Raw genomic sequence first — 20,401 nt, 5'->3', positions numbered from 1 at the left:
GAGAAAGTGTTTGCACGCCACGGCTTAGCTGCAGATAGCCTAACCCCAATTCCAATAGCGTTTGCAGCCGCTCTATCAATGCTTCCACGATGCCGTAAGCTGCCAAACCTGTGGCATCTGTCTGTTTTTTCAGTTGCTGACTTTGCTCCTGCAAAATGGCTGTAATGTTTTTGAGTGGAAGTGCTGAAAGCTCAGCAATATTGCGCCCTGCAAACATTACCTGCAGGGCTTCAGCCTTAAGCTTTTGACCATGACACTCTGGGCACACGCTACTGACCATGAACGATGCAGCCCGCGCACGCATTTTAGCGCTTTGCGATTTGGCAAAGGTGTTCAACACATACTGACGCGCACCAGTGAATGTACCGTTATAATCAGCTGGAACACCATGCTTTATGGCTTCTAGCACCTGTTCATGCGTGCGGCCGGGATAAACGGGCTCTGTTGGTGTTTCCTTTGTATAAAGGATCCAGTCCCGCGTTGCCTTGGGAAGGTCTTTCCACGGGATATCTACATTCACGCCACGCGTGATCAGAATATCCCGCAAGTTCTGCCCCTGCCATGCCGTTGGCCATGCGGCAACAGCCCGTTGCCTGATACTAAGCGTATCATCCGGCACCAATGTTTTTTCCGTTACATCGTAAATACGCCCAAGCCCATGGCAACGTGGGCACGCCCCCATTGGCGTATTGGACGAGAAATCTTCAGCCTCTAAGCGGCTCATGCCGGCAGGATATGTGCCTGCCCGCGAATACAGCATGCGCAAGAGGTTTGAGAGCGTTGTGAGGCTTCCGACAGAAGACCTGCTACTGCTGCCTCCACGCTGCTGCTGCAAAGCAACGGCTGGAGGTAGGCCTTCTATGGCATCCACAACCGGTACCGGCATCTGATTAAACAGCCGACGCGCATAAGGAGAAACAGATTCCAAATACCGACGCTGGGCTTCTGCATAAATTGTGCCAAATGCCAGCGAGGATTTGCCTGACCCTGAAACGCCAGTCATCACAACAAATTTGTCACGCGGAACAGAAACAGAAACGTTTTTCAGATTGTGTTCACGTGCCCCGCGGACGCAAATCATATCGGCAGGGTTGCTGGCAGAAGGTTGTGTTTTCATGGGAGCATTATACGCCCCCTATTTCTGCCCTGTGGTATGGAAAAAAGAATAGGTGCCCTGCATGTGCCGCTTTCTGGCATTTAACGCGGGTAACAGAGCACCTGACCTACTTAAATAAAGCTTACAGAGTATCCTCTGTTGGGCCATCAGAAAGCGCACCTTCCCATTTAGCCGAAATTGCAGCGGCATAGCCGTTGCCCAGCACGTTGGTTGCTGTGCGCATCATATCCAGAAAATGATCAATACCCAGAATAAGCGCGATACCCGCCTCTGGCAGGCCAAACTGAGGCAGAACAGCCACAAGTGTAACAAGCGAGGCACGCGGCACGCCAGCTATACCCTTACTGCTGAGCATCATAACCAACAGCATCAGAAACTGCTGAGACCACGGCATATGGATGCCGTAAGCCTGTGCAATAAAAATGGCCCCAAAAGACTGGAACAGAATGGAACCATCCATATTAAAGCTGTACCCCAATGGCAGCACAAAGCCACTGATCCGGGTGGGCACGCCAAAATTCTCCAGCTTTTCCAACAGCAATGGATAAACGGACTCACTACTTGCTGTAGCAAAACCCAGCAGCACCGGCTGCACCAGTTCACCCACCAGCCTTTTAATGCTGCGCCCCAGAACCAGAAAAGCAATAAGGGTAAGAACGCCCCACTGCACAAAAATGGTGCCGTAAAATTCCGCCAGAAACCGGCCAAAATGCAGCAACATGCCCGCGCCGCTTTGCGCCACGGTGCCCATAATGGAACCAAACACGGCGAGAGGCGCCAGCACCATAACCATGTCTGTCATACGCAGCATGATATGGGCGAGCTCTTCCGTCCATTTCAGCATGGTCTCACCAGCCTTGCCTGCTGCGGGCAAGGCCACACCAAACAGAACCGAGAACACCACAATCTGCAGGATATCATTACGCGCCATGGCATCCATGACGCTGGTTGGCACAACGTGCAGCAGAAATTCAACGGGTTCAAAGGGGTGCTTCAGGGATGAAATATCAGACGGCAAAGGCGCTGAAAATCCATAACCAGGCTGAAGAATATTGGCGGCGAACAAGCCAATAAGCAGCGAGATAAAGGACATGGAGATAAACCACAGCAAAACGCGCCCACCCACGCGCACCACCAAGGTATCATCCCCTAGCTTGCCAATGCCGCTTACCAATGTTGCAAATACCAACGGCGCAATAATCATGCGGATAAGCCGCAGGAAAAGCCCCGTTAACAGGGCTGCCACCTGATGTGCCGCCGAAATATAGGCCGGAAACAGATCATGCACCGCAAGCCCGCATAAAATGCCTAGCACAAGGGCAATCAGGATAGCGTAGGTGCGCCGTTTGGTATTAGTGGGTGAAGCAACCGCTGCCATCTGTCATTCTTCTCCCTCTGGAGCATGAAACTTGTCAAAAAGAAGGCTCATATAGGGAAGAAGACGCAAGAGGTCAAAGCTGTAAAACAAGCAAAATTATTTCTTAACCGTATCTTTTACTTAACAATATGAATGATTACCTGCCTATTTTTTGGTAAATGCCTGATACAATCTATTCAGGTTTCAAAACCCATACATTCTCCGTAGCGGGCACACCGCCTTTTAAACCGCCAGTTACCGCAGTACTTTCCAAACAGTTTATGGCATATTCTGCTCCGTAATACCGGTGAATATCCTGCCGGGGTACGCTAAACGGCGGCCCCGCTATACAAGATTGATCATATTCGAGAGTCACAAGAAGTTGCTCCGCTTTGCCTGAAATATCCATCAGATGCTCTGCGTAAGCTCCACGCATGGCAGGCGGCAAAGCGACCAGAGCAGCACGATCATAAATAGCCTGCACATTCCCCAGCAGCGCACGAGAGAGTGTAAAAATATCACCCACAAATATGTTGAGGTTTTTTGCCTTAAAACACTGCATATTGGGTGCCATATTAGATATTTGCGGCGTTAGACCAATTTCGGAAAAAAGCTGTTCTACCGCAATCTGGCTAAGCTCCACCCCAACCACGTTCATCCCGCGCTGCAGAAGCCATTGAATATCCAGAGTTTTACCACATAATGGCACAAAAACACGTGCGCCCTCTTTAAGCCCCAGAATAGGGAAATATTTGACTAAAAGCGGATTAACAGCGGCAAGATGAAAGCCAATTTGGTTTTTCTGCCACTTCATATTCCAGAATTGTGCATCCATTTTGGCCTCTTTCTACTATAAAATTATTCAAACCATGTTTATGCTTGGCGCGTAAACAATAAAGCAAATACCCTGTTTTTACAGGACATTCAGTCTTACACTCTGTATCAGAAAGTTGTCTCTCATGCGTAAACTTTATGTTTATGATCACTGCCCATTCTGTATCAAAGCCAGAATGATTTTTGGCCTCAAAAACATTCCTGTTGAGCTTGTTGTTCTTCAAAATGATGATGAAGCAACGCCCATTGGCATGATCGGCCAGAAAATGCTGCCTATTCTGGAAGAAAACGGGCATTATATGGGGGAAAGTCTGGATATTATTGCGCATATAGACCACGAAGGAACGCCTCTTCTTACAGTCCCCGCTCGGCCAGAAATTTCTGATTGGATCAGCCGTTCAAGCTCTTTGCTGTATAGGCAGTTCCTGCCCCGCGCAGCAGCAGCACCTTTTCCAGAATTTTCCACCACATCCGGGCGCGCATACTTTATCCGCAAAAAAGAGGCTTCAACCGGCCCATTTTGCGAGATTTTTAATGAAGGAACAGAGGCCCTTCTTCCTTTAAATGCATTGTTGGAAGACTTAGCCCCTCTTCTGCCTGAACCATCTGCGCTTCAGGGCCAGCTCTCTTATGATGATATCCATCTGTTTGCGCACCTGCATAGTTTCTCCATCATCAAAGGGCTCACCTACCCTGCTGCGGTAGAGCACTATAGGCAGGCACTTTCCCAGCGATCGGGCATTCCTTTGCTGGATGCTATAGCCGTCTGATTATAAAAAACTTTTCCTGTGTTGCGTTTGTCGAGAATTCACAATCAGAAACACAGGAAAAGTTTGTATATAAATAAACGCATGAAATAATACATTAGTAATTGTTTTATAAATCCTGATTTTAAAAAAGTAATTTTGTTTTTATTGTAAAATTATATATTTATTTTCACATATTATAATTTCATTAAAGTAATATATTGTAAAACTTTTCCGTTGAAAATTTTATCAGAAAATATTATCAAGGCAATGTTATGACAACTGGCATAAGGAGAGGCCTTTCCTTTAGAATTGTAATTCTTCCACATCATCAAATGGTTTCGTTTTCTTGTGGTCTTTAGATGGGTGCTCGTTTTATATTATTGCAATAATATAAAACCATAATCTGTTTACTCTCAGATTTTTTCTTTTCCCCATCTGGCAAGCAGATACATCCAGCTATCGCATAGTGCCGTAGACCCGCTGCGCTCTTTTTTCCCTCAGACACATGCCCTGAGGCTTTTATGGTTAGAAGCCCCTATTGGCTTTCATCATTCAGGCGCGGACTTCTCCCGAACCGTATTTTTCCACAAGATTCCGGAGTGAACGGCCATTTGGCATCACCCGGAGAATTGCAGTCAGCCAGCATATTCCGCACTTCGGTGGAATATCCCGTCAAAATGACGGTTGCCTGTGTAAAGAGGAGTATCTCCCCTTGAAACAGACAGACCCTCTGTCGCCTCCGCCTGCATCGTTTGCAGATCGTCTTGGAATTCCCGCACCTCTGTTCTGGGGTTTTGTGGGGCTTCTGTTCTTCATGATAGGTGATGGTGTAGAAGCCGGCTACCTTGCCCCCTATCTGGAAGGGCATGGTACATCTGCCGGTAACACCGCACTTTTGTTTACCATTTACGGCGTTACAGTTTCCATCTCCGCCTGGCTTTCTGGCCCGCTGTCTGATCTATGGGGCCCAAAGCGCGTCATGTGGATCGGCTTGGCTATCTGGGCCGTTTTTGAAGTTATCTTTCTGGCCTGCGGTGTTGCCGTTAACAGCTACCCCATCATGCTGCTGGCATATTCCCTGCGTGGCTTAGGGTATCCGCTGTTCACTTACGGCTTCCTGGTATGGATTGCCGCTGCCACACCACCTCGCCAGCTTGGTTCTGCTGCGGGTTGGTTCTGGTTTGCCTTTTCTGGTGGTCTGCCTACCCTGGGCTCTCTGTTCGCCAGCTTTGCCATTCCTGTTATTGGGGAAATGGCCACTTTCTGGTCTTCTCTGGGTATGGTTGTCTTTGGCGGCCTGCTGGCTCTGCTGCTTACGCGTGAACCCACAGGATCTCAGCGTCTGGCTGCACCTGGCACTCCGGCCAAGGAAATCTTCTTCAGTTCCATCAGTATTCTGTGGCGCGAACCCAAAACGTTTGTGGCCATGGTGGTACGCACCATCAACACATCATCCGAGTATGCGTTCTTGGTGATCATGCCAACCTTCTTTACCAAGGTTATTGGCTTCACGCTTTCTCAGTGGCTGCAGCTGCTGTCCATCGTGTTCCTGTCCAATATTCTGGTAAATCTGTTTTCCGGCATTTCCGCAGACAAATTCGGTCATCGTGAAGTTGTGGCTTTTGGTGGCGGCATTGGCGCAGCCATTATGGTACCTGCCTTCTATTATGTGCCGCAGATGTTCCCCGGCAACTTCATGATTGCCGCTATTGTGGGTGCTTTGTATGGCGCATCTCTGGCTGCTTTTGTGCCGCTGTCCGGTTTGGTGCCCCAGATTTGCCCGAAGGAAAAAGCCGCCGCTCTTTCCGCTCTTGGTTTGGGCGCTGGTGCCAGCACATGGGTTGGCCCGGCCATTGTAACGTGGTTTGAATCCTGGCGCGGTGTTGAAGGTATTATCTGGATCTTCTCTGGTCTGTATGTCGCCTCTGCCCTGATGACCATGTGCCTGACCATTTCACCCGAAGCACGCCGCTATCTGAAAAAGATCTCCGAACGGGAAAAACAGAAGCGTGCAGCTGCTGCCCGTGGTGATATTGCTGAAGAACTTTCCCTCAGCAAACAATCCTGACACCGCTCTGCTTTATATGCAAAGCTGACAAAGGCCCCATCCAGAAGTGGATGGGGCTTTTTTTATGTTCTGCAACACGCAGATGAATTACATCATGCCGCATGGCACCCAACACTCATCCCCTCCGGCGAGGCTGGACAACAGGTAGCTGCGCAACAGCCGCAGCAAAGGCTGCATGGCTGATGCTGAACGGCCATTCAGCTCCAGCATGCGTAAACATTACCCTTCCCGCTGGCCAACAGGTTGGATTTGCCATTGCCCGTACCGGTGGCACGCCAGATGCACCTTTTGCGGAAGTTATTAAAGATGCTGGGGATGACCCGGACATCACGCACGGGGCTCTTATTCGGGCAACGGTAAAAACCTTGCCTACTGGTTGCGGAATTGTGTTTCAGGCTGGTCCCGGCGTAGGCACAGTCACCCGCCCCGGCTTACCCATAGCCGTGGGGGAGCCCGCCATAAACCCTACCCCACGCGCCATGATCCGTGCGGCTTTAACCCAAGCAAACGCAGGGATCTGCCCAGATGCAGAGGTAAGTATCAGCGTTGAAAATGGAGAAAAACTGGCTGAACGCACATTAAACAGTCGGCTAGGCATTCTGGGCGGTCTGTCCATTCTGGGCACAACCGGCATTGTGGTGCCTTTTTCATGCTCTGCATGGATTGAGAGCATTCATCGGGGCGTAGATGTTGCGCGTGCAGAAGGCCTTACCCACTTGGCAGGAAGCACCGGTAATGTTTCCGAAAAGGGCGTGCAGAAATTTTATAACCTGCCAGACAGCGCGCTTATTGAAATGGGGGACTTTGCTGGTGGCCTGTTAAAATACCTTCGCAAGCATCCCGTTCCGCGCATTACAATATCTGGCGGCATCGCCAAAATGACCAAACTTGGCCAAGGTTTTATGGACCTGCATTCCAAACGGGGCCCGGCAGATATGCGCCAGCTAGCAGAGCTTGTTCTGGCACATAATGGAAAACCCGATCTAGCCGACACAATTGCGCGTAGCCCCACAGTGGCGGAAGCCTTTTTGCACGCAAGCCAACAGGGTTTTCCGTTAGGGGATCTGATTGCCCGCTCCGCCTTACAAACCGTTAAGGAGGTTCTACAGCCAGCCCCCATACAAGCTGATGTGCTGGTGTTTGACCGTGCAGGCAATCTGGTTGGGCAAGCCTGAAAGCTTAGTCCTGCCCGCGAAAACGCCGCCGATAATCAGGATTATACAAAGCGCTTTCTCTAAAATCCTTATCTCCCAATACACGACCAACAATCACAAGAGCTGTGCGCTCAATGGGGTTTTCTTTCAGCTTATCCGCAATATTGGCAAGCGTTCCGCGCAGTACAAGCTGATCTGGCCATGTTGCCCGTGCCACAATAGCAACCGGGCAATCAGCCCCATAAAATGGGGTCAGTTCCTCTACAATTCTATCCAGCGCATGCACTGCCAGATGAATAGCAAGTGTAGCCCCTGTAGCGCCAAAAGCGGCCAGTGTTTCTTTTTCTGGCATGGCAGAAGCACGCCCATTTACGCGCGTAAGCACCACACTTTGCGCAACACCCGGAATGGTAAGTTCCTGCCCCAGTATGGAAGCCGCTGCCGCAAATGCAGGCACCCCCGGTGTCATGCTCCACGGAATACCGTGTTTTTCCAAGCGGCGGATTTGCTCAGCCACAGCGCTGTACACAGAAAGATCACCCGAATGCAGGCGCGCCACATCCTGCCCCTGCTGATGAGCCTTTACGTATTCGGCTTCAATCTCGTCTAATGTCATGGGGGCTGTATCAACCTTGCGCGCATCTGGCGGACAAAACTGCAGCATTTCCGGCGGCACAATAGACCCCGCATATAAACAGACCGGGCAGGATGCCAAAATGTCTCTCCCACGTATGGTGAGTAGATCAGCCGCTCCGGGGCCTGCCCCAATAAAATGCACGGTCATTCAAATGTCTCCTTCTGCCACGGCGCATGTCACACCATTCATGCTGCAACGCGGTACAATAAGTTTGCCCTGTGGGCCAGCCGCAACCAATGCACAAGCCTCAGATACAGAAGCTACTCCGGTATGTTGCATGCTACGGGCTGATACTGTCTGGCATTGCGCACTAACCTGCCGCATGGCGGAAAGCTCTACCCAGATAATTCCGGCCCCCAGCCATTCTGCCACCTGTAATGGCAGGTTTTCCGTATGCCGAAAGGCCGGAACGGCAAGGGCAGACAGTTCTTTGCCAGACTGTTGCGCCAAGGCCTGTGCAATACATGCCTGAGCCTGCGCTAAGCTCGCCCTACTGTTCCAGCCCAAGCCAAGAAATATCATGAGGCCTCGGGTTTCTGAGCGACCCACTGTGTTACCGGCATGGCAGGACGAAAACCGTGGAGAGACCCTATTTTTTCTAACCGGGATACAGAGATACGCGTAAGCATGCCACCCCATTCCTGCATGGCACGCAGCAAGCGTGCTTCTGTTTCCGCCACCACGGCATTCACCACAATACGCCCTCCGGGTTTAAGAGCCTGCCATGCGGTTTCCAACACACCAGCGCGACTTGCCCCTCCGCCAATAAAAATAGCATCGGGCTTTGGCAAATCTTCCATGCCTTCTGGTGCTCGGGCCTGCCTTACATTTAGCCCCGGCACACCAAGAGCCGCCGCATTACGTGCAATACGCGCAACCCGTTCTGGCTGCGCTTCAATACACACTGCGCGGCAGGCAGGAGATGCCAACATCCATTCAATACTGATGGAACCAGCTCCTCCGCCAATATCCCACAATAATTCGCCTGCTCGAGGTGCGAGGGATGACAGCGTAACCGCACGAATTTCCCGCTTTGTAAGCTGGCCATCATGTTCGAAGCACGTATCTGGCAACCCGTTGGTTAGTGGCAAGGTATGGGACGCACTTTGGGCATCTATCTCCAGCCCGATCAGATTAAGCCGCTGAAGCTTATCTGGCGCACCTTCATGGGCATAAAAACTGTGTATGGCTTCATGTGGGCCACCTAACCGTTCCAGAACATGGCAGCGCGTCTCCCCCAATCCTTTACTCACAAGCCAGTTAGCCAAAACATGCGGCGTATTTTCATCGGCAGACAGCACAATAATCCGGCCAGATGGCTGCAATGCTGGGTAAAGCTGCTCTATGGGTCGGCCACAGAAGGATACTACCCGGCATTCCTGCTCTGCCCATCCAAGCCGACTACATGCCAAAGCCACAGAAGATGGCGCCGGCAAGCACAGCATTTCCTGCGCAGAGATGGAACGCGCCAATGTGCTCCCCACGCCAAAAAAAAATGGGTTACCAGATGCCAGAACCACGGTGGGTACGCCCTTCTGGGCAAGAATGGCATCTATTCCGCGTTCAAAGGGTGTGGGCCATGCAAGTGTTTTTCCCTGCACCAATGGAGCTGCCAACTCCAGATGCCGCGCACCGCCCACAACGAAATCTGCCTGCGCAAGAATGGCACATGCAACAGCAGAAAGACCTTCCACACCATCTTCCCCAATCCCAATCAGGGTTAACCACGGCGTTTGTGGCTCATGCTGGGGTTGCTCGGTCATTCATCCATTCCTTTTTTGGCACACACTTGCACGGCAACGGCCTTGGCTTTTACAACACTTTGTTTTTCATGCTGTAAAGCTTGCGCTCATGTCTTCGTCTTCCAATAATTTTCGCATTCTTGTTCTTGGGGGCACTACTGAAGCCTCTGCCTTATGCCGTGATCTGGAAAAGGAACCGTTTATCAGTGCCACGCTTTCCCTTGCCGGAGTAACCAAACAACCGCATTTACCTACGCTATCCGTGCGAATTGGCGGGTTTGGTGGCTTTGATGGGCTGAGCACATGGCTGAAAACACATGAAATCAACGCCGTAATAGATGCCACTCACCCTTTTGCGGCCACTATGAGCCAACACGCCGCCACTGCCTGTGCTGTTACACAAACGCCTTTGTTGCGTCTGGAACGATCGGGCTGGCAGGAAATGCCGGGCGATACATGGTTTCATGCGCCCACTCTAACTGACGCTGCCACTCTATTAGCCAACTCACCAAAGTGGGGAACAACCCCGCAGCGTATTTTTTTAACAACAGGCCGTAAGGAGTTGGCGCCGTTCAAAACTGCGCCACAGCATCATTACCTCATCCGCTCCATTGATGCGCCAGATCCTGCTTCCTTACCTCCATATGCGACTATCCTGCTGGATCGCGGTCCTTTTGACGTGCAGAGTGAAGCCAGGCTGATGCAGGATTACGGCATCACACTGCTGGTTTCAAAAAACTCTGGCGGCAGCGCAACATATCCTAAACTCGAGGCTGCACGCCTGTTAGGTATTCCCGTCCTGATGATTGATCGCCCAGCGGCTTGCCCTAACATCCCTACAGTAGAATCTGCCCAACAAGCCATGGCGTGGTTACGGGCATATCAGGCAGCATCAACCCGCCGTAAAGTATAGAACCACGGTTCACCATTGGGCCGTTCCACCAAACGGCTGGCTTTGCAGCCTATCAGCACCAACGTGCTCATATCGGCCCATTCGGCATTGGCTTCCTGTAGAGTAGAAAGCCGCACTGCCTCATCCGGCCGCCCTATGGCGCGCGCAAAGGCAACGGGAATGGTGGGGGGCAAAACACTCCGCAAATGCTCCAATGCCTCACCCAACTGCCACGGACGAGCGTGAGACCGTGGATTATACAGCGCAATGACAAAGCCCGCCTGTGCTGCCAAGCGCAAACGTTCAAGCACCACATCCCAAGGCTTGAGATTATCCGAAAGGGACATCACACAGAAATCCCCACCCAAGGGGGCCCCCAACCGCGCAGCCGCAGCCAGAACCGCACTCAGGCCGGGAACAACACTGATATCTAGCGCGCGCCATGTGTCTGGCCCTTGCTCCAATGCCTCAAATACAGCACTGGCCATGCCAAACACACCGGCATCTCCGCCAGAAACAACAGCTACATGCCGCCCCTGCTCTGCCATTTCCAGAGCATGACGTGCGCGGTCCAGCTCCACCCTGTTGTCTGAAGCATGGCGAACAACATGCGCAGGGGCCTCTACCCGGTTTACATACGGCCCATATCCGACCAGGTCCGTTGCTTTAGCCAATGCCTGATCTGCCTGCGGGGTGCGCTGAAGGCTGTTACCTGGCCCCAACCCTACAATGGTAACGCTACCCTTCATCTTACACCTTTCCGACCCGGCAGCAGAACCAGCGAGAAATAAGGCACGCTATCTTCCTGCTCCTGCAAGGCACACATACGGGTATTTTCCTGCGTGCCACGTTCAACATATACGGCATCTTCCAGACGCCCCGCTTTTTCCAGCGCCCGCCTAACCTGCGGCATGTTACGGCCCGTTTTCATGATAACTGCGGCATCTGCCTGTTCCAGCCAGTTGGTCAGCTTTTCTTCTGGCAAGGTGGCAGGAAGAACGCACAACACATCATCACCATGCGTTATGGGCAGGTGCGCCTGTGTCCAGCATCCGTTCATGGCCATAATACCGGGCACAACTTCGGTTTCAAAACCAGTCTTCAACCGATCAAAAAGGTACATGGCCGAGCCATAAAGGAAGGGATCGCCCTCACATAACAGAACAACGTCCTGCCCTTTATCTAACCGTTGGGCCAGTTTGTGTGCGCATTCATCATAAAACTGGCCCATGCCACCATGATATGCAGGGTTGGCAACAGAAATTTCCGTAGTGAATGGATATTCCAACCGCAATTCTTCAGCATCCGGGGCAATATGCGCACGTGCAATGGTGCGCGCATGGCCCGGCCTGTCATGACGGCAGAAATACGCTACCACCTTTGCTGCCTGTACCAGACGGACAGCCCGAACGGTCATGAGTTCCGGATCACCCGGCCCCACACCAACAACCTGTAATCTGCCACGTGTCATTTATTCACGCTCACAGGCCAGAGCATTCACCGCAGCAGCAGCCATAGCACTCCCTCCCGGTCTGCCACGCACGACAAGCCACGGTACATCCTTACGGAGGGAAAGAGCTTCCTTAGATTCCATGGCACCCACAAAACCTACAGGCAACCCAATGATAGCTGCCGGATACGGTGCCCCTGCATCCAGCATTTCCAGCAGGTGGAATAACGCGGTAGGTGCATTGCCAATAGCAACCACTGCACCTGCCAGTTTTTCTCCCCACAGATCCAACGCGGCGGCTGAACGGGTGTTGCCAATCTGGCGCGCCAGTTCGGGTGTGCGGCTATCGCGCAATGTGCAAACAACTGCATTATCAGCAGGCAAACGCGCCCGCGTAACCCCGTGTGCCACCATTTCGGAATCACACAAAATATTGCAGCCTTTTTTCAGGGCTGTACGGGCAGCCGCCACAAAATCTGCCGTCATGCTGACAGATTGCGCCATCTCCACCATGCCGCAGGCATGAATAATGCGCACAACAACCTGCGCTTCTTCTGGCGTAAAGGCAGAAAGATCCGCTTCTGCCCGAATGGTCGCGAAGGAGCGTTCATAAATAGCTGCTCCATCCTTGATATACTCATACGCGGCCATTCATTATCCTTTCCTGTGGCTTGGTGCCTATAAAATAGTCTTCGACTGCTCTGTCATCTGGAAAAAATCGCATGACAGGCCCCGATGCCGTGCCCTTGCAGATAAGCCCGTAGCCATTTTGGGCAGCAACCACTGTCCAGCTTGCTTTTGCTGGGTGCGCACAGCCTTTACTGCACCCGGAAACATGCAGGCTTTCCCCTGCCCCCAAACTATGCGCCAATTTTTTTGCCAGAGCTTGTGTTGCACCTTCTGCCTGCGCACACCCTGCATTTCCCATACAGGCAGAAACACGCAAAATAGGATTGGTGCCTGTATCCACCATATCCGCCACATGTGGCGTGCACGGCATGCCGTGCAGAATAATACTGTGCCACGGCGTAAGCCGGAGAATGCCATCTCCGTTTCGTGCGTGATTGGCACAACCCCGCAGCATGGCAGATGTTAAAATGCCCAAGGGCGCATTGAGTGCGTATAAGGCAGGGCCTATTTTACCGGCCAGCATAGCCGGGTCTGGCGCCGCTATACCCATATTTTCTGCCGGACAACCATGCTGATTGATAGCTTGGAAAAGCATTTGACCCGTTTGCGGATAACGCACAGGTCGTTTGCCTTTTGGCAGAGTTACAAAGGCCTGCGCCAGCTTTACAGCCAATTCAACAGCAACCTGAACAGATGCGGGCTTGCTTTTCTGATTGCCACATACAACAGACCATAACCCCGCCCCATTGGTCTGTAGCGTAATGTCTGCCTTCAACAGCCCAACAGTAAACAGCCCTCCGCCATCTACGGCAAACCCGAACTTATCCGGCAATGCAGAAAGACTGTTGGCATGACACAAAGCTGCACGCAAAGCTGTAGCGCATTCTAATGTATCTGGGGCACAGGAAGGATCACACCCCGCCAAAGGGGATACCAATAATGCCAAACGCTTTTCATATTCAGGGTTGGCCATACCCAAGCCAGCCAGAACAGCCAGTTCGGGAAAATGCAGAGCGTTGGCGTGAGAGAACCCGCGTAATTGCAGACTGGCGCGGTTGGTAAGACAGATCAGCCCATTGCCCTCACGCTCTGCAATCTGTGCCAGAAAAATGGCCTGCGCCGCAGTTATCCGGCCAAAGGCTGGTCTTACCCGCACCAGCCAACCATCTTTGGCCTGCATGGGGGCAAACAAGCCCGGACACCACCCTTTAACCTCTGGCGGCGTAAAACGCTGTGTCACGCTATCTGCCTCCCTTTCTGGCTACGGCGGATACAAAATCTTTCTTCACGGCCGCCCTGTTACGCAACACACGCCCTGCTTGTCAAAAAGCCGGACGAGCTTCCATATTTTGTCGGGCAGCAAGCCGCAGCATTACGTGAAGCAGCAGCAATCTGTGTTATGAAATACAAATGACCATAACACCCCCTCCTCTCATCCGCTTGAGCTTGATGGCTGGTTTACTTTGTGTAGGACCCAGCATTTACTTTACGTATGCTTATGCAAAGGAAGATATCCCGCAGGATACCGCCGCACAGGCCACGCATGCGCTGGTAAAGCAGATAGGTGAACAGCGCTTTACTGCCCCAGATTTTCGTCCAGGCACTGTGCGGCATATGGTAATGTTTCAGTTCCGCCACATGGCAACTACAGCAGAAAGACAGGAAGTAACACGACGCTTTCTGGAACTGGCAACACACTCACGCCGCCCGAACGGCGCACCCGTTGTTGCCAGCTTGGAAGCTGGGCCGCAAAATAGTGGTGAAAATGCTGATCTGGGGCTGGATTACGGATATCTTGTTACCTTCCGTTCAGAAGGTGATCGTAATTACTACGTAGGCCGCCCTATTGTGCATACGAGCGGATGTTTTGACCCTGCACATGATGCATTCAAAAAGTTTGCCGCGCCATTTCTGGCCAATGTGGTGGTTTTTGATTTTACCGTAAAGTAAGGGGAGAGAAGACCTCTCCCCACACTGTAAACCCTGAGCATTCAGGCGCCTGCAACGCCTTCCCCCACCATATCAAGTGGGTTCACCACTTTATCAAAAGTAGCGGCATCCACGTAGCCAGATTTCAAGGCTGCATCCTTGAGGGAGAGATCATGCTCCATGGCGATGTGCGCAATTTCTGCGGCTTTATCATAGCCAATTACGGGAGCTAATGCCGTAACAAGCATAACGGACCCGCCCACATTCTGCTTGAGCCGCTTTTCATTCAGTTGTGTGCCTTCCACAGAAAAAATGCGGAAGTTATGACAGCCATCTGCCAGAATACGGATACTGGCAAGACAGTTAGCCAATATGACTGGCCGCATAACATTCAGATCCAACTGTCCCTGACTGGCGGCAAAAGCAATCGTGTTATCATTACCCAGCACCTGCGTGGCAATCATCACCATTGCTTCACATTGGGTTGGATTCACCTTGCCGGGCATGATGGAAGATCCGGGTTCATTTTCCGGCAGGTGCAGTTCACCCAACCCACAGCGCGGACCAGAGGCCAGCCAGCGCATATCGTTGGCAATTTTTAGCAATGGCACAGCCAAACCACGCAAACCAGCAGACGTTCTGGCCATGGCATCCAACCCACTTAACGCAGCAAATTTATTAGGTGCCGTAACAAAAGGCTGTTTTGTGAGCTCTGCTATACGTGCGGCTATCGCCTTGCTAAAACCTGTCGGTGCATTCAGCCCCGTGCCCACAGCAGTGCCGCCTGCGGCAAGTTCAAACAGAGCTTTACGATCTTTACGCAGGCCGCAAAGCGCATCTTCAAGCATTTGCACCCAGCCAGACCATTCCTGCCCTACTGTTAAAGGCACGGCATCCTGCAAATGGGTACGACCAATTTTAACAACGTCCATCCATTGCTCAGCTTTCTGGCGCAAGGCTTCTATAAGCTTTTCTACGCTGGGCAAAAGTCGATTTTCAATTTCCAGCAGCGTGACAACATGCATGGCCGTTGGAAATGAATCGTTGCTGGATTGGCCCATATTCACATCATCATTGGGGTGCACAGGCGTTTTGGAGCCAATTTTGCCACCTACAAGCTGGATGGCACGGTTTGCAATAACTTCATTCACATTCATATTTGTTTGGGTGCCAGACCCTGTCTGCCAGACAAACAGCGGAAAATGTGCATCCAGCTTGCCTGCCGTAACTTCATCTGCAACCGTGGCTATCAGATCGGCTTTCCATTGCGGCATACGCCCTTCCGCTGCGTTTACCAAGGCCGCGGCTTTTTTAACAATGCCGTAAGCATGGTAAAGGGGCAAAGGCATACGCTCTGTGCCAATGGAAAAATGCACCAGACTGCGCTGGGTTTGCGCCCCCCAGTATTTATCGGCCGGAACATCTATAGTTCCCATTGAATCCCGTTCCTGCCGAACACCTGTGGCCTGAATGCCTACGGGACAAAAACGAATTTGCGGATTATCGCTCATGATACATACCTCCCTGCTGGCAAGTTACGTTCCGCCAGCTTTCTGGTTTGAGCAGCATAGACCTCTTCGGCATCTAAAAATGAGACTGCGACCATCACATTTAGACGACTATGATTTTTAATGAGATATTTATAGATTTTTCAAAATTTACTTATATCTATATTTTTATAAATTCTTTTATTACAGCAAGAATTAGAAAAACCAGAATGCATTTCTGCTATGAATTTGGCTACTTGATAGACTTGCTATAGCCAAACGTTTATTCTACACGCTTTGTTTATATCATTCAAAAGGGCGTGACGTTTTGCGCCCTCATGGACTTGGCTCAATGCATGATTCAATAAAAAATTATCATGCAAATAATTTCATCGTGAAATGGTACAGCATTCAGCGTGCACATACCGTGGAAAATATGAGAAAACTGTTACTGACAGGGAGCGTTCTTACCTGCGCCATACTGCTTTCTGCCCCCGCTCTGGCAGATGATGCGCAGGAACTGGCAGCCATCAAGGCGGAAATGCGCCGATTGGCCGCTCAAGTAGAAGCTATTGAATCCCGTCAGGCCAAACGGCATGCAGGCACCTCTGCCCCTACGCGTAATGTTGCCCACGGCACCACCTCACCTTCCACCCCACGTACCAGCAATAAACTTGCCACCGCTTACGCAAACCCAGCAGACCGGGAAGATCCTTCCATTCGGTTCTCACCAGATGAAGCTCCCGTCAAAACAGCATCCGACACACATGGAGGCACAGCCAAAGGTGGGCTAGGCTTTAAATGGCTACCCGGAGCCTCTGGATCCGATGTGGCGGCCAGCACAGATGCAGACGAAAAAAGCCATTCTTCAATCGACCTCTCATCTTCCAGTCCTACGGCCATTACGCAAACAGAAGTTGATAGGCTACCGCCCATTTTCAGTATTGGTGGGATATCTGTAAAACTCGGTGGTTTTATAGATATGTCCAACATCTGGCGTAGCTCCAACATGACCAGCGGCCCGGCAACGGGCTGGGGCAATTTTCCTTACGCCAACAGCCCCAACCACGGCTTGTCTGAAGAACGGCTTTCCGCCCAGCTCAGCCGCCTGTCTATCTTGATGGAAGCCAACCCCAGCAAGTCTTCCCGCTTGCAGGCTTATGTTGAAAGTGATTTTGCGGGCTCTGGCAGCACAACCAACAGTGTGCAGATTAACGGCTATACGCCACGCCTGCGGCAAGGTTACTTTACGTTCACCCAAAAAGATTGGGGCTTGCATATTCTTATGGGGCAAGCATGGAGCTTGGCCACAAACTACGCCAAAGGCATTATTCCCCGCCAGGAAGAATTGCCCGCTGTTACAGATAACAACCAGTTGCCAGGTATTGTCTTTACCCGCGTACCTCAAATTCGCATTGGCAAGGACTGGAACCAGAAATACTGGCTGGGCCTTTCTATTGAGGACCCTCAGGCCACTGTTGGCTTCTCTTCCACCATCAGTTCTGGCAGCACCATTCCTGCTGCGCGTGGGCAAGCAGAAGGTGCCCGTGTTTACTATGCCAATACTGGGGGGATGTTGCTGAACGCAGCAACAAATTATTCTTACAACCCTGTTCCAGACATGATTTTGAAGGCCGCAGCAGATACATCCTTCGGTCATTATGAAGTGTTTGGCCTTGCACGCTGGTTCCGCTCCCTTGCTGTAGAACCGGGTGCAACAACCACCAAAAAGCATACGCATTTTGGCGGTGGCGTAGGTGCGGGTATGACAGCTCCGTTGGGCACAAACCGCCTACACCTTACCGGTGATGTTCTGGCCGGTGATGGTATTGGGCGCTATGGGCCAACCCAGATACCAGATACAACATTCAACGGCCGTGGGCAGTTAACGCCTGTTCCCGAAATTATGGGGTCACTTGGCTTGGTGGGCCACCCCAATTCTTCTGTGCTGCTTTATACATATGGAGGCGTAGAAGCTGCTGGCCGCAAACGTTATATTGGCGCAGATGGCAAACAATATGGGTACGGCGTAAACGATCTGGATCTGGCTGGGTGCGATGTAGAATTTGGAGTGTGTAGCGCACAAACACATACCCTTGCCTCCTTTACCGCTGGCGGCTGGTGGCACTTTTTGCAAGGCCGTTACGGAAGCATGATGGCAGGCTTGCAATATACCTTTGTGCGCAAGTTCGCCTTTAAGGGGAATGATGGACATGGCAATAGCGTAGACCCCGCAACATCGGGCAACACAGTTTACGTTACTTTCCGGTATTTCCCGTTTCAGTAAAGGCTTTTAGTTAATACCAAAACTTTTCATCTTGCGGTAAAGCGTTGCACGGCTAATTCCCAAACCACGAGCAGCCTGCGTGACGTTCCCCTGAGAAACAGCCAAAGCTGAGCGGATAACGTTTTCTTCTGCCTTTTGGAAACTGATTTCCGAACCTTCTTCCAGTTCCGTTAGCAAATTGGGATGTTGGGCAATGGTTTGATCTGTCCAGCCCATCCATTCACGCGCAGCATGCGTTGCGCCCGTAATTTCCCCTTGGTCGTTAATCGAAACCAAAGGTGCCGAGCAGCCTCTAACAGAACCCAAGGTAAGTATTTTTTGCCCCTCATAACTGTTACGGAAAAGCTGTTCTTCAATACGCCGACCAGATTGCGCAAGCGTTTCCATAAGCAATTTGTCTATGGGCTGTTCTGTTTTGCCATTCATGGATGCAAGGTTTAGAGCCCCTGCTACCCGCCCCTGCGCATCAAATATCGGCACAGCGTAACTGATCAGCAAGGAAAAACAGAAGCGCCAATGCGCGCCGCGCCCCAGAAAGATTGGGCATCTGTCCTCTACACAAGTGCCAATACCATTTGTGCCCGCAATGGCTTCGCTCCAGATAGCACCTTCACGCAAATTAAGGCGGCGACAAACAGAAAGGTGTGTTTCATCCGCACAACGCGCCAGAATCATGGCATTTGGGTCAGCCAGCAACACCATAAGGCCCAAACCTTGCACCAAAGCAAAAAGGTGCTGCATTTCTTCCGAAGCTTGGCGCAAAAGCAATGCGGACCGGCTACTGACATGCCGAAATTCTGCACCACACAACACATCGGCCTTCCATTTTTGGGAAGGATCTAGCTGGTAGGATGTCTCGCAACGTATCCAGGATTTCTGGACTGTTTCTGCCGGACTTTCTGCTTTGGAATCAATACGCTGAGAAAAAGGCCGTGTATTCATCGCGAGGGGCTCTACCATATCCGACAAGGACATATTAAAGACTTTACTAACGTTGCCTTCCTCTTATACATAAAAAACATAACTCTCATAGGTATATTGTGTATTTTATTTTTTACCTGCCTTCACCAAGTAAAGTTTTTGTTACTCAACAATAAAACTCACTGCCAAAGGTAAACGAATTTTATGTAATAGGCATTCGTTTCTGGTGTATTGCGCCCTTCAAGAGAGTGCGAGTAACGGGCTGTTAGCGAAAAGTGCTGGTTAATATTGTACATAAGTCCCGGCCCCAGAGCGATTTCACGGCTGTTGGAGTTATCCAGATACTGGCGCAGTGTATTATCCCGCGTTCCTGTTACATTCTGCCAGTCAAACGCAAGAAATGGCTCAAACTTCTTGGTCGCTTTCCAGCTAAAACGCAGATTGGTATAAAATACCACGCCGGGTGAATAACTGTGCTGGTCTTTTTGGTGTTTTGTAGACCCCACAACCGTGCCAGCATCACCATCAAAACTGAAGTGCTTCCATTCATAGTCAAATATTAAGCTGGATATATTTGACCAATAATTGGTGGATGTTGCATCCCTTGTACCATATGGCGTTTGCATAAAGGTTTGTATGCCAAAAGTACTATGCTTATTGGGCTTAAACCATGCGGCTGGCCCAACAATAGTTGGCCCTAACCCACCATAATTTGTGCCATCTGCCAGTTTGTAGCTTTCCGTCTGGATCAGCTCAAAAGCAAACCCAACATGGGGGATGGCTTCAAAGCTACGGAAATGCACATATTTTGTCATACCCGACCACGTGTGGCTGCCACCGGTGGGCGTGCGCTGTCCACCACTGCCATAGCTATGGCCTGCGGCATTTCCATCGCCATACTGCACAAGCACGTTAAACGGCTTGAAATCTACAGGAAGGTCATATTCATGAGGGCCAATAATACCCAACGTGATATCCGCAGCTCGCGCAGGAACTACGTGACACACGATCACAGTAGGCATGACGAAACGCACGAGGGAAAGCAGACGCTCCCCGCCTTCTATCAAACGCATATGAATATTCCGATAAGTAGCAGTAACAATCAAATAAACGCGTGATGCGGGGTTCCAGATAAACTGGAACCCCA

General features: G+C 51.1%; 19 protein-coding genes (1 of these 19 only partly in view). 6 read left to right on the top strand and 13 right to left on the bottom strand.

Features of this window, described 5'->3' with window-relative positions:
- The 3 genes from FCN51_RS25080 to tmpT all read right to left on the bottom strand — a co-directional run.
- A protein-coding gene (locus tag FCN51_RS25080) for an excinuclease ABC subunit UvrA (protein WP_310256613.1) crosses the window boundary here: on the bottom strand, window positions 1-1,117 show its 5' portion. It extends 1,397 nt beyond the left edge of the window; only the first 1,117 of its 2,514 coding nucleotides appear in the window; it begins with the start codon at window positions 1,115-1,117; its stop codon lies beyond the left edge, outside the window.
- A gap of 121 nt (window positions 1,118-1,238) precedes the next feature.
- Window positions 1,239-2,495: a dicarboxylate/amino acid:cation symporter gene (locus FCN51_RS25075; protein ID WP_003625967.1), complete on the bottom strand. Its 1,257-nt coding sequence runs from the start codon at window positions 2,493-2,495 to the stop codon at window positions 1,239-1,241.
- Between the two features lie 172 nt (window positions 2,496-2,667).
- Complete coding sequence (tmpT, locus tag FCN51_RS25070; RefSeq protein ID WP_310256608.1) at window positions 2,668-3,309, bottom strand: thiopurine S-methyltransferase; 642 nt, start codon at window positions 3,307-3,309, stop codon at window positions 2,668-2,670.
- A gap of 124 nt (window positions 3,310-3,433) precedes the next feature.
- Between tmpT and grxB the strand changes: the two genes are divergently transcribed.
- The 3 genes from grxB (at window position 3,434) to FCN51_RS25055 (ending at window position 7,300) form a co-directional block, all read left to right on the top strand.
- Complete coding sequence (grxB, locus tag FCN51_RS25065; RefSeq protein WP_310256606.1) at window positions 3,434-4,078, top strand: glutaredoxin 2; 645 nt, start codon at window positions 3,434-3,436, stop codon at window positions 4,076-4,078.
- Between the two features lie 691 nt (window positions 4,079-4,769).
- Window positions 4,770-6,125, top strand: a complete 1,356-nt coding sequence (locus FCN51_RS25060; RefSeq protein WP_003625962.1) for an MFS transporter — start codon at window positions 4,770-4,772, stop codon at window positions 6,123-6,125.
- A gap of 101 nt (window positions 6,126-6,226) precedes the next feature.
- On the top strand, window positions 6,227-7,300 hold the full coding sequence (locus FCN51_RS25055) for a cobalt-precorrin-5B (C(1))-methyltransferase (protein ID WP_310256602.1): 1,074 nt from the start codon (window positions 6,227-6,229) through the stop codon (window positions 7,298-7,300).
- Between the two features lie 4 nt (window positions 7,301-7,304).
- Here FCN51_RS25055 and cobM read toward each other — a convergent pair whose 3' ends face one another.
- The 3 genes from cobM to cbiE are packed head-to-tail and all read right to left on the bottom strand — an operon-like array spanning window position 7,305 to window position 9,679.
- Complete coding sequence (gene cobM / locus FCN51_RS25050) at window positions 7,305-8,063, bottom strand: precorrin-4 C(11)-methyltransferase (protein WP_099541502.1); 759 nt, start codon at window positions 8,061-8,063, stop codon at window positions 7,305-7,307.
- Window positions 8,064-8,438 carry a cobalamin biosynthesis protein gene (locus tag FCN51_RS25045; RefSeq protein WP_310256598.1) on the bottom strand — a complete coding sequence of 125 codons (375 nt, stop codon included), beginning with the start codon at window positions 8,436-8,438 and terminating at the stop codon, window positions 8,064-8,066.
- Complete coding sequence (gene cbiE / locus FCN51_RS25040) at window positions 8,435-9,679, bottom strand: precorrin-6y C5,15-methyltransferase (decarboxylating) subunit CbiE (protein ID WP_310256595.1); 1,245 nt, start codon at window positions 9,677-9,679, stop codon at window positions 8,435-8,437. Before cbiE ends, FCN51_RS25045 begins: the two co-directional genes overlap by 4 nt.
- An 88-nt stretch (window positions 9,680-9,767) precedes the next feature.
- Here cbiE and FCN51_RS25035 point away from each other — a divergent pair, with 88 nt between their 5' ends.
- Window positions 9,768-10,571 (top strand): cobalt-precorrin-6A reductase, encoded by an 804-nt coding sequence (locus FCN51_RS25035; RefSeq protein WP_310256592.1) that lies wholly within the window; start codon window positions 9,768-9,770, stop codon window positions 10,569-10,571.
- On the opposite strand, the gene cobJ is transcribed toward FCN51_RS25035, so the two are convergent.
- From cobJ to cobG, 4 genes are read right to left on the bottom strand one after another with little or no spacing between them, the layout of a single operon-like run.
- Window positions 10,541-11,299: a precorrin-3B C(17)-methyltransferase gene (cobJ, locus tag FCN51_RS25030; protein WP_310256589.1), complete on the bottom strand. Its 759-nt coding sequence runs from the start codon at window positions 11,297-11,299 to the stop codon at window positions 10,541-10,543. The genes FCN51_RS25035 and cobJ overlap by 31 nt on opposite strands.
- A complete protein-coding gene (locus FCN51_RS25025; RefSeq protein WP_310256587.1) occupies window positions 11,296-12,021 on the bottom strand; it encodes a precorrin-2 C(20)-methyltransferase in 726 nt (241 codons plus the stop codon). The genes cobJ and FCN51_RS25025 overlap by 4 nt, the downstream gene beginning before the upstream one ends.
- A complete protein-coding gene (locus tag FCN51_RS25020; protein ID WP_003625945.1) occupies window positions 12,022-12,651 on the bottom strand; it encodes a precorrin-8X methylmutase in 630 nt (209 codons plus the stop codon).
- The gene (gene cobG / locus FCN51_RS25015; protein WP_310256581.1) at window positions 12,638-13,870 is read right to left on the bottom strand and encodes a precorrin-3B synthase; all 1,233 of its coding nucleotides are present in this window, start codon (window positions 13,868-13,870) and stop codon (window positions 12,638-12,640) included. The genes FCN51_RS25020 and cobG overlap by 14 nt, the downstream gene beginning before the upstream one ends.
- A 170-nt stretch (window positions 13,871-14,040) precedes the next feature.
- Between cobG and FCN51_RS25010 the strand changes: the two genes are divergently transcribed.
- Window positions 14,041-14,580 carry a Dabb family protein gene (locus FCN51_RS25010; RefSeq protein WP_310256578.1) on the top strand — a complete coding sequence of 180 codons (540 nt, stop codon included), beginning with the start codon at window positions 14,041-14,043 and terminating at the stop codon, window positions 14,578-14,580.
- Window positions 14,581-14,621: 41 nt separating this feature from the next.
- On the opposite strand, the gene fumC is transcribed toward FCN51_RS25010, so the two are convergent.
- Entirely contained in the window at window positions 14,622-16,070 is a 1,449-nt protein-coding gene (fumC, locus tag FCN51_RS25005; RefSeq protein WP_310256575.1) for a class II fumarate hydratase, read from the bottom strand.
- A gap of 328 nt (window positions 16,071-16,398) precedes the next feature.
- Between fumC and FCN51_RS25000 the strand changes: the two genes are divergently transcribed.
- Window positions 16,399-18,333, top strand: coding sequence for a hypothetical protein (locus FCN51_RS25000; protein ID WP_310256572.1), 1,935 nt, complete (start codon window positions 16,399-16,401; stop codon window positions 18,331-18,333).
- A gap of 6 nt (window positions 18,334-18,339) precedes the next feature.
- Here FCN51_RS25000 and FCN51_RS24995 read toward each other — a convergent pair whose 3' ends face one another.
- Together FCN51_RS24995 and FCN51_RS24990 are read right to left on the bottom strand one after the other, a co-directional pair.
- On the bottom strand, window positions 18,340-19,308 hold the full coding sequence (locus tag FCN51_RS24995) for a helix-turn-helix domain-containing protein (protein WP_310256569.1): 969 nt from the start codon (window positions 19,306-19,308) through the stop codon (window positions 18,340-18,342).
- Window positions 19,309-19,433: 125 nt separating this feature from the next.
- Window positions 19,434-20,327, bottom strand: a complete 894-nt coding sequence (locus tag FCN51_RS24990) for a transporter (protein WP_003630995.1) — start codon at window positions 20,325-20,327, stop codon at window positions 19,434-19,436.
- Window positions 20,328-20,401 lie beyond the last annotated feature (74 nt).

Source organism: Acetobacter pasteurianus (assembly GCF_009914215.2).
Lineage (GTDB): Bacteria > Pseudomonadota > Alphaproteobacteria > Acetobacterales > Acetobacteraceae > Acetobacter > Acetobacter pasteurianus.
Note: the sequence above shows the minus strand (reverse complement) of the source record. Positions and strands in the feature narration are given on the sequence as shown.

Bases quoted from the DNA above. Each gene is read 5' to 3' on its own strand.
- cobM (WP_099541502.1), bottom strand. From the start codon at position 8,063: ATGACCGTGCATTTTATTGGGGCAGGCCCCGGAGCGGCTGATCTACTC.
- FCN51_RS25010 (WP_310256578.1), top strand. From the start codon at position 14,041: ATGACCATAACACCCCCTCCTCTCATCCGCTTGAGCTTGATGGCTGGT.
- FCN51_RS25045 (WP_310256598.1), bottom strand. From the start codon at position 8,438: ATGATATTTCTTGGCTTGGGCTGGAACAGTAGGGCGAGCTTAGCGCAG.
- FCN51_RS25055 (WP_310256602.1), top strand. From the start codon at position 6,227: ATGGCACCCAACACTCATCCCCTCCGGCGAGGCTGGACAACAGGTAGC.
- FCN51_RS25025 (WP_310256587.1), bottom strand. From the start codon at position 12,021: ATGACACGTGGCAGATTACAGGTTGTTGGTGTGGGGCCGGGTGATCCG.
- grxB (WP_310256606.1), top strand. From the start codon at position 3,434: ATGCGTAAACTTTATGTTTATGATCACTGCCCATTCTGTATCAAAGCC.
- FCN51_RS25020 (WP_003625945.1), bottom strand. From the start codon at position 12,651: ATGGCCGCGTATGAGTATATCAAGGATGGAGCAGCTATTTATGAACGC.
- cobJ (WP_310256589.1), bottom strand. From the start codon at position 11,299: ATGAAGGGTAGCGTTACCATTGTAGGGTTGGGGCCAGGTAACAGCCTT.
- FCN51_RS24995 (WP_310256569.1), bottom strand. From the start codon at position 19,308: ATGTCCTTGTCGGATATGGTAGAGCCCCTCGCGATGAATACACGGCCT.
- cbiE (WP_310256595.1), bottom strand. From the start codon at position 9,679: ATGACCGAGCAACCCCAGCATGAGCCACAAACGCCGTGGTTAACCCTG.
- FCN51_RS24990 (WP_003630995.1), bottom strand. From the start codon at position 20,327: ATGCGTTTGATAGAAGGCGGGGAGCGTCTGCTTTCCCTCGTGCGTTTC.
- FCN51_RS25000 (WP_310256572.1), top strand. From the start codon at position 16,399: ATGCATGATTCAATAAAAAATTATCATGCAAATAATTTCATCGTGAAA.
- tmpT (WP_310256608.1), bottom strand. From the start codon at position 3,309: ATGGATGCACAATTCTGGAATATGAAGTGGCAGAAAAACCAAATTGGC.
- fumC (WP_310256575.1), bottom strand. From the start codon at position 16,070: ATGAGCGATAATCCGCAAATTCGTTTTTGTCCCGTAGGCATTCAGGCC.
- FCN51_RS25035 (WP_310256592.1), top strand. From the start codon at position 9,768: ATGTCTTCGTCTTCCAATAATTTTCGCATTCTTGTTCTTGGGGGCACT.
- FCN51_RS25075 (WP_003625967.1), bottom strand. From the start codon at position 2,495: ATGGCAGCGGTTGCTTCACCCACTAATACCAAACGGCGCACCTACGCT.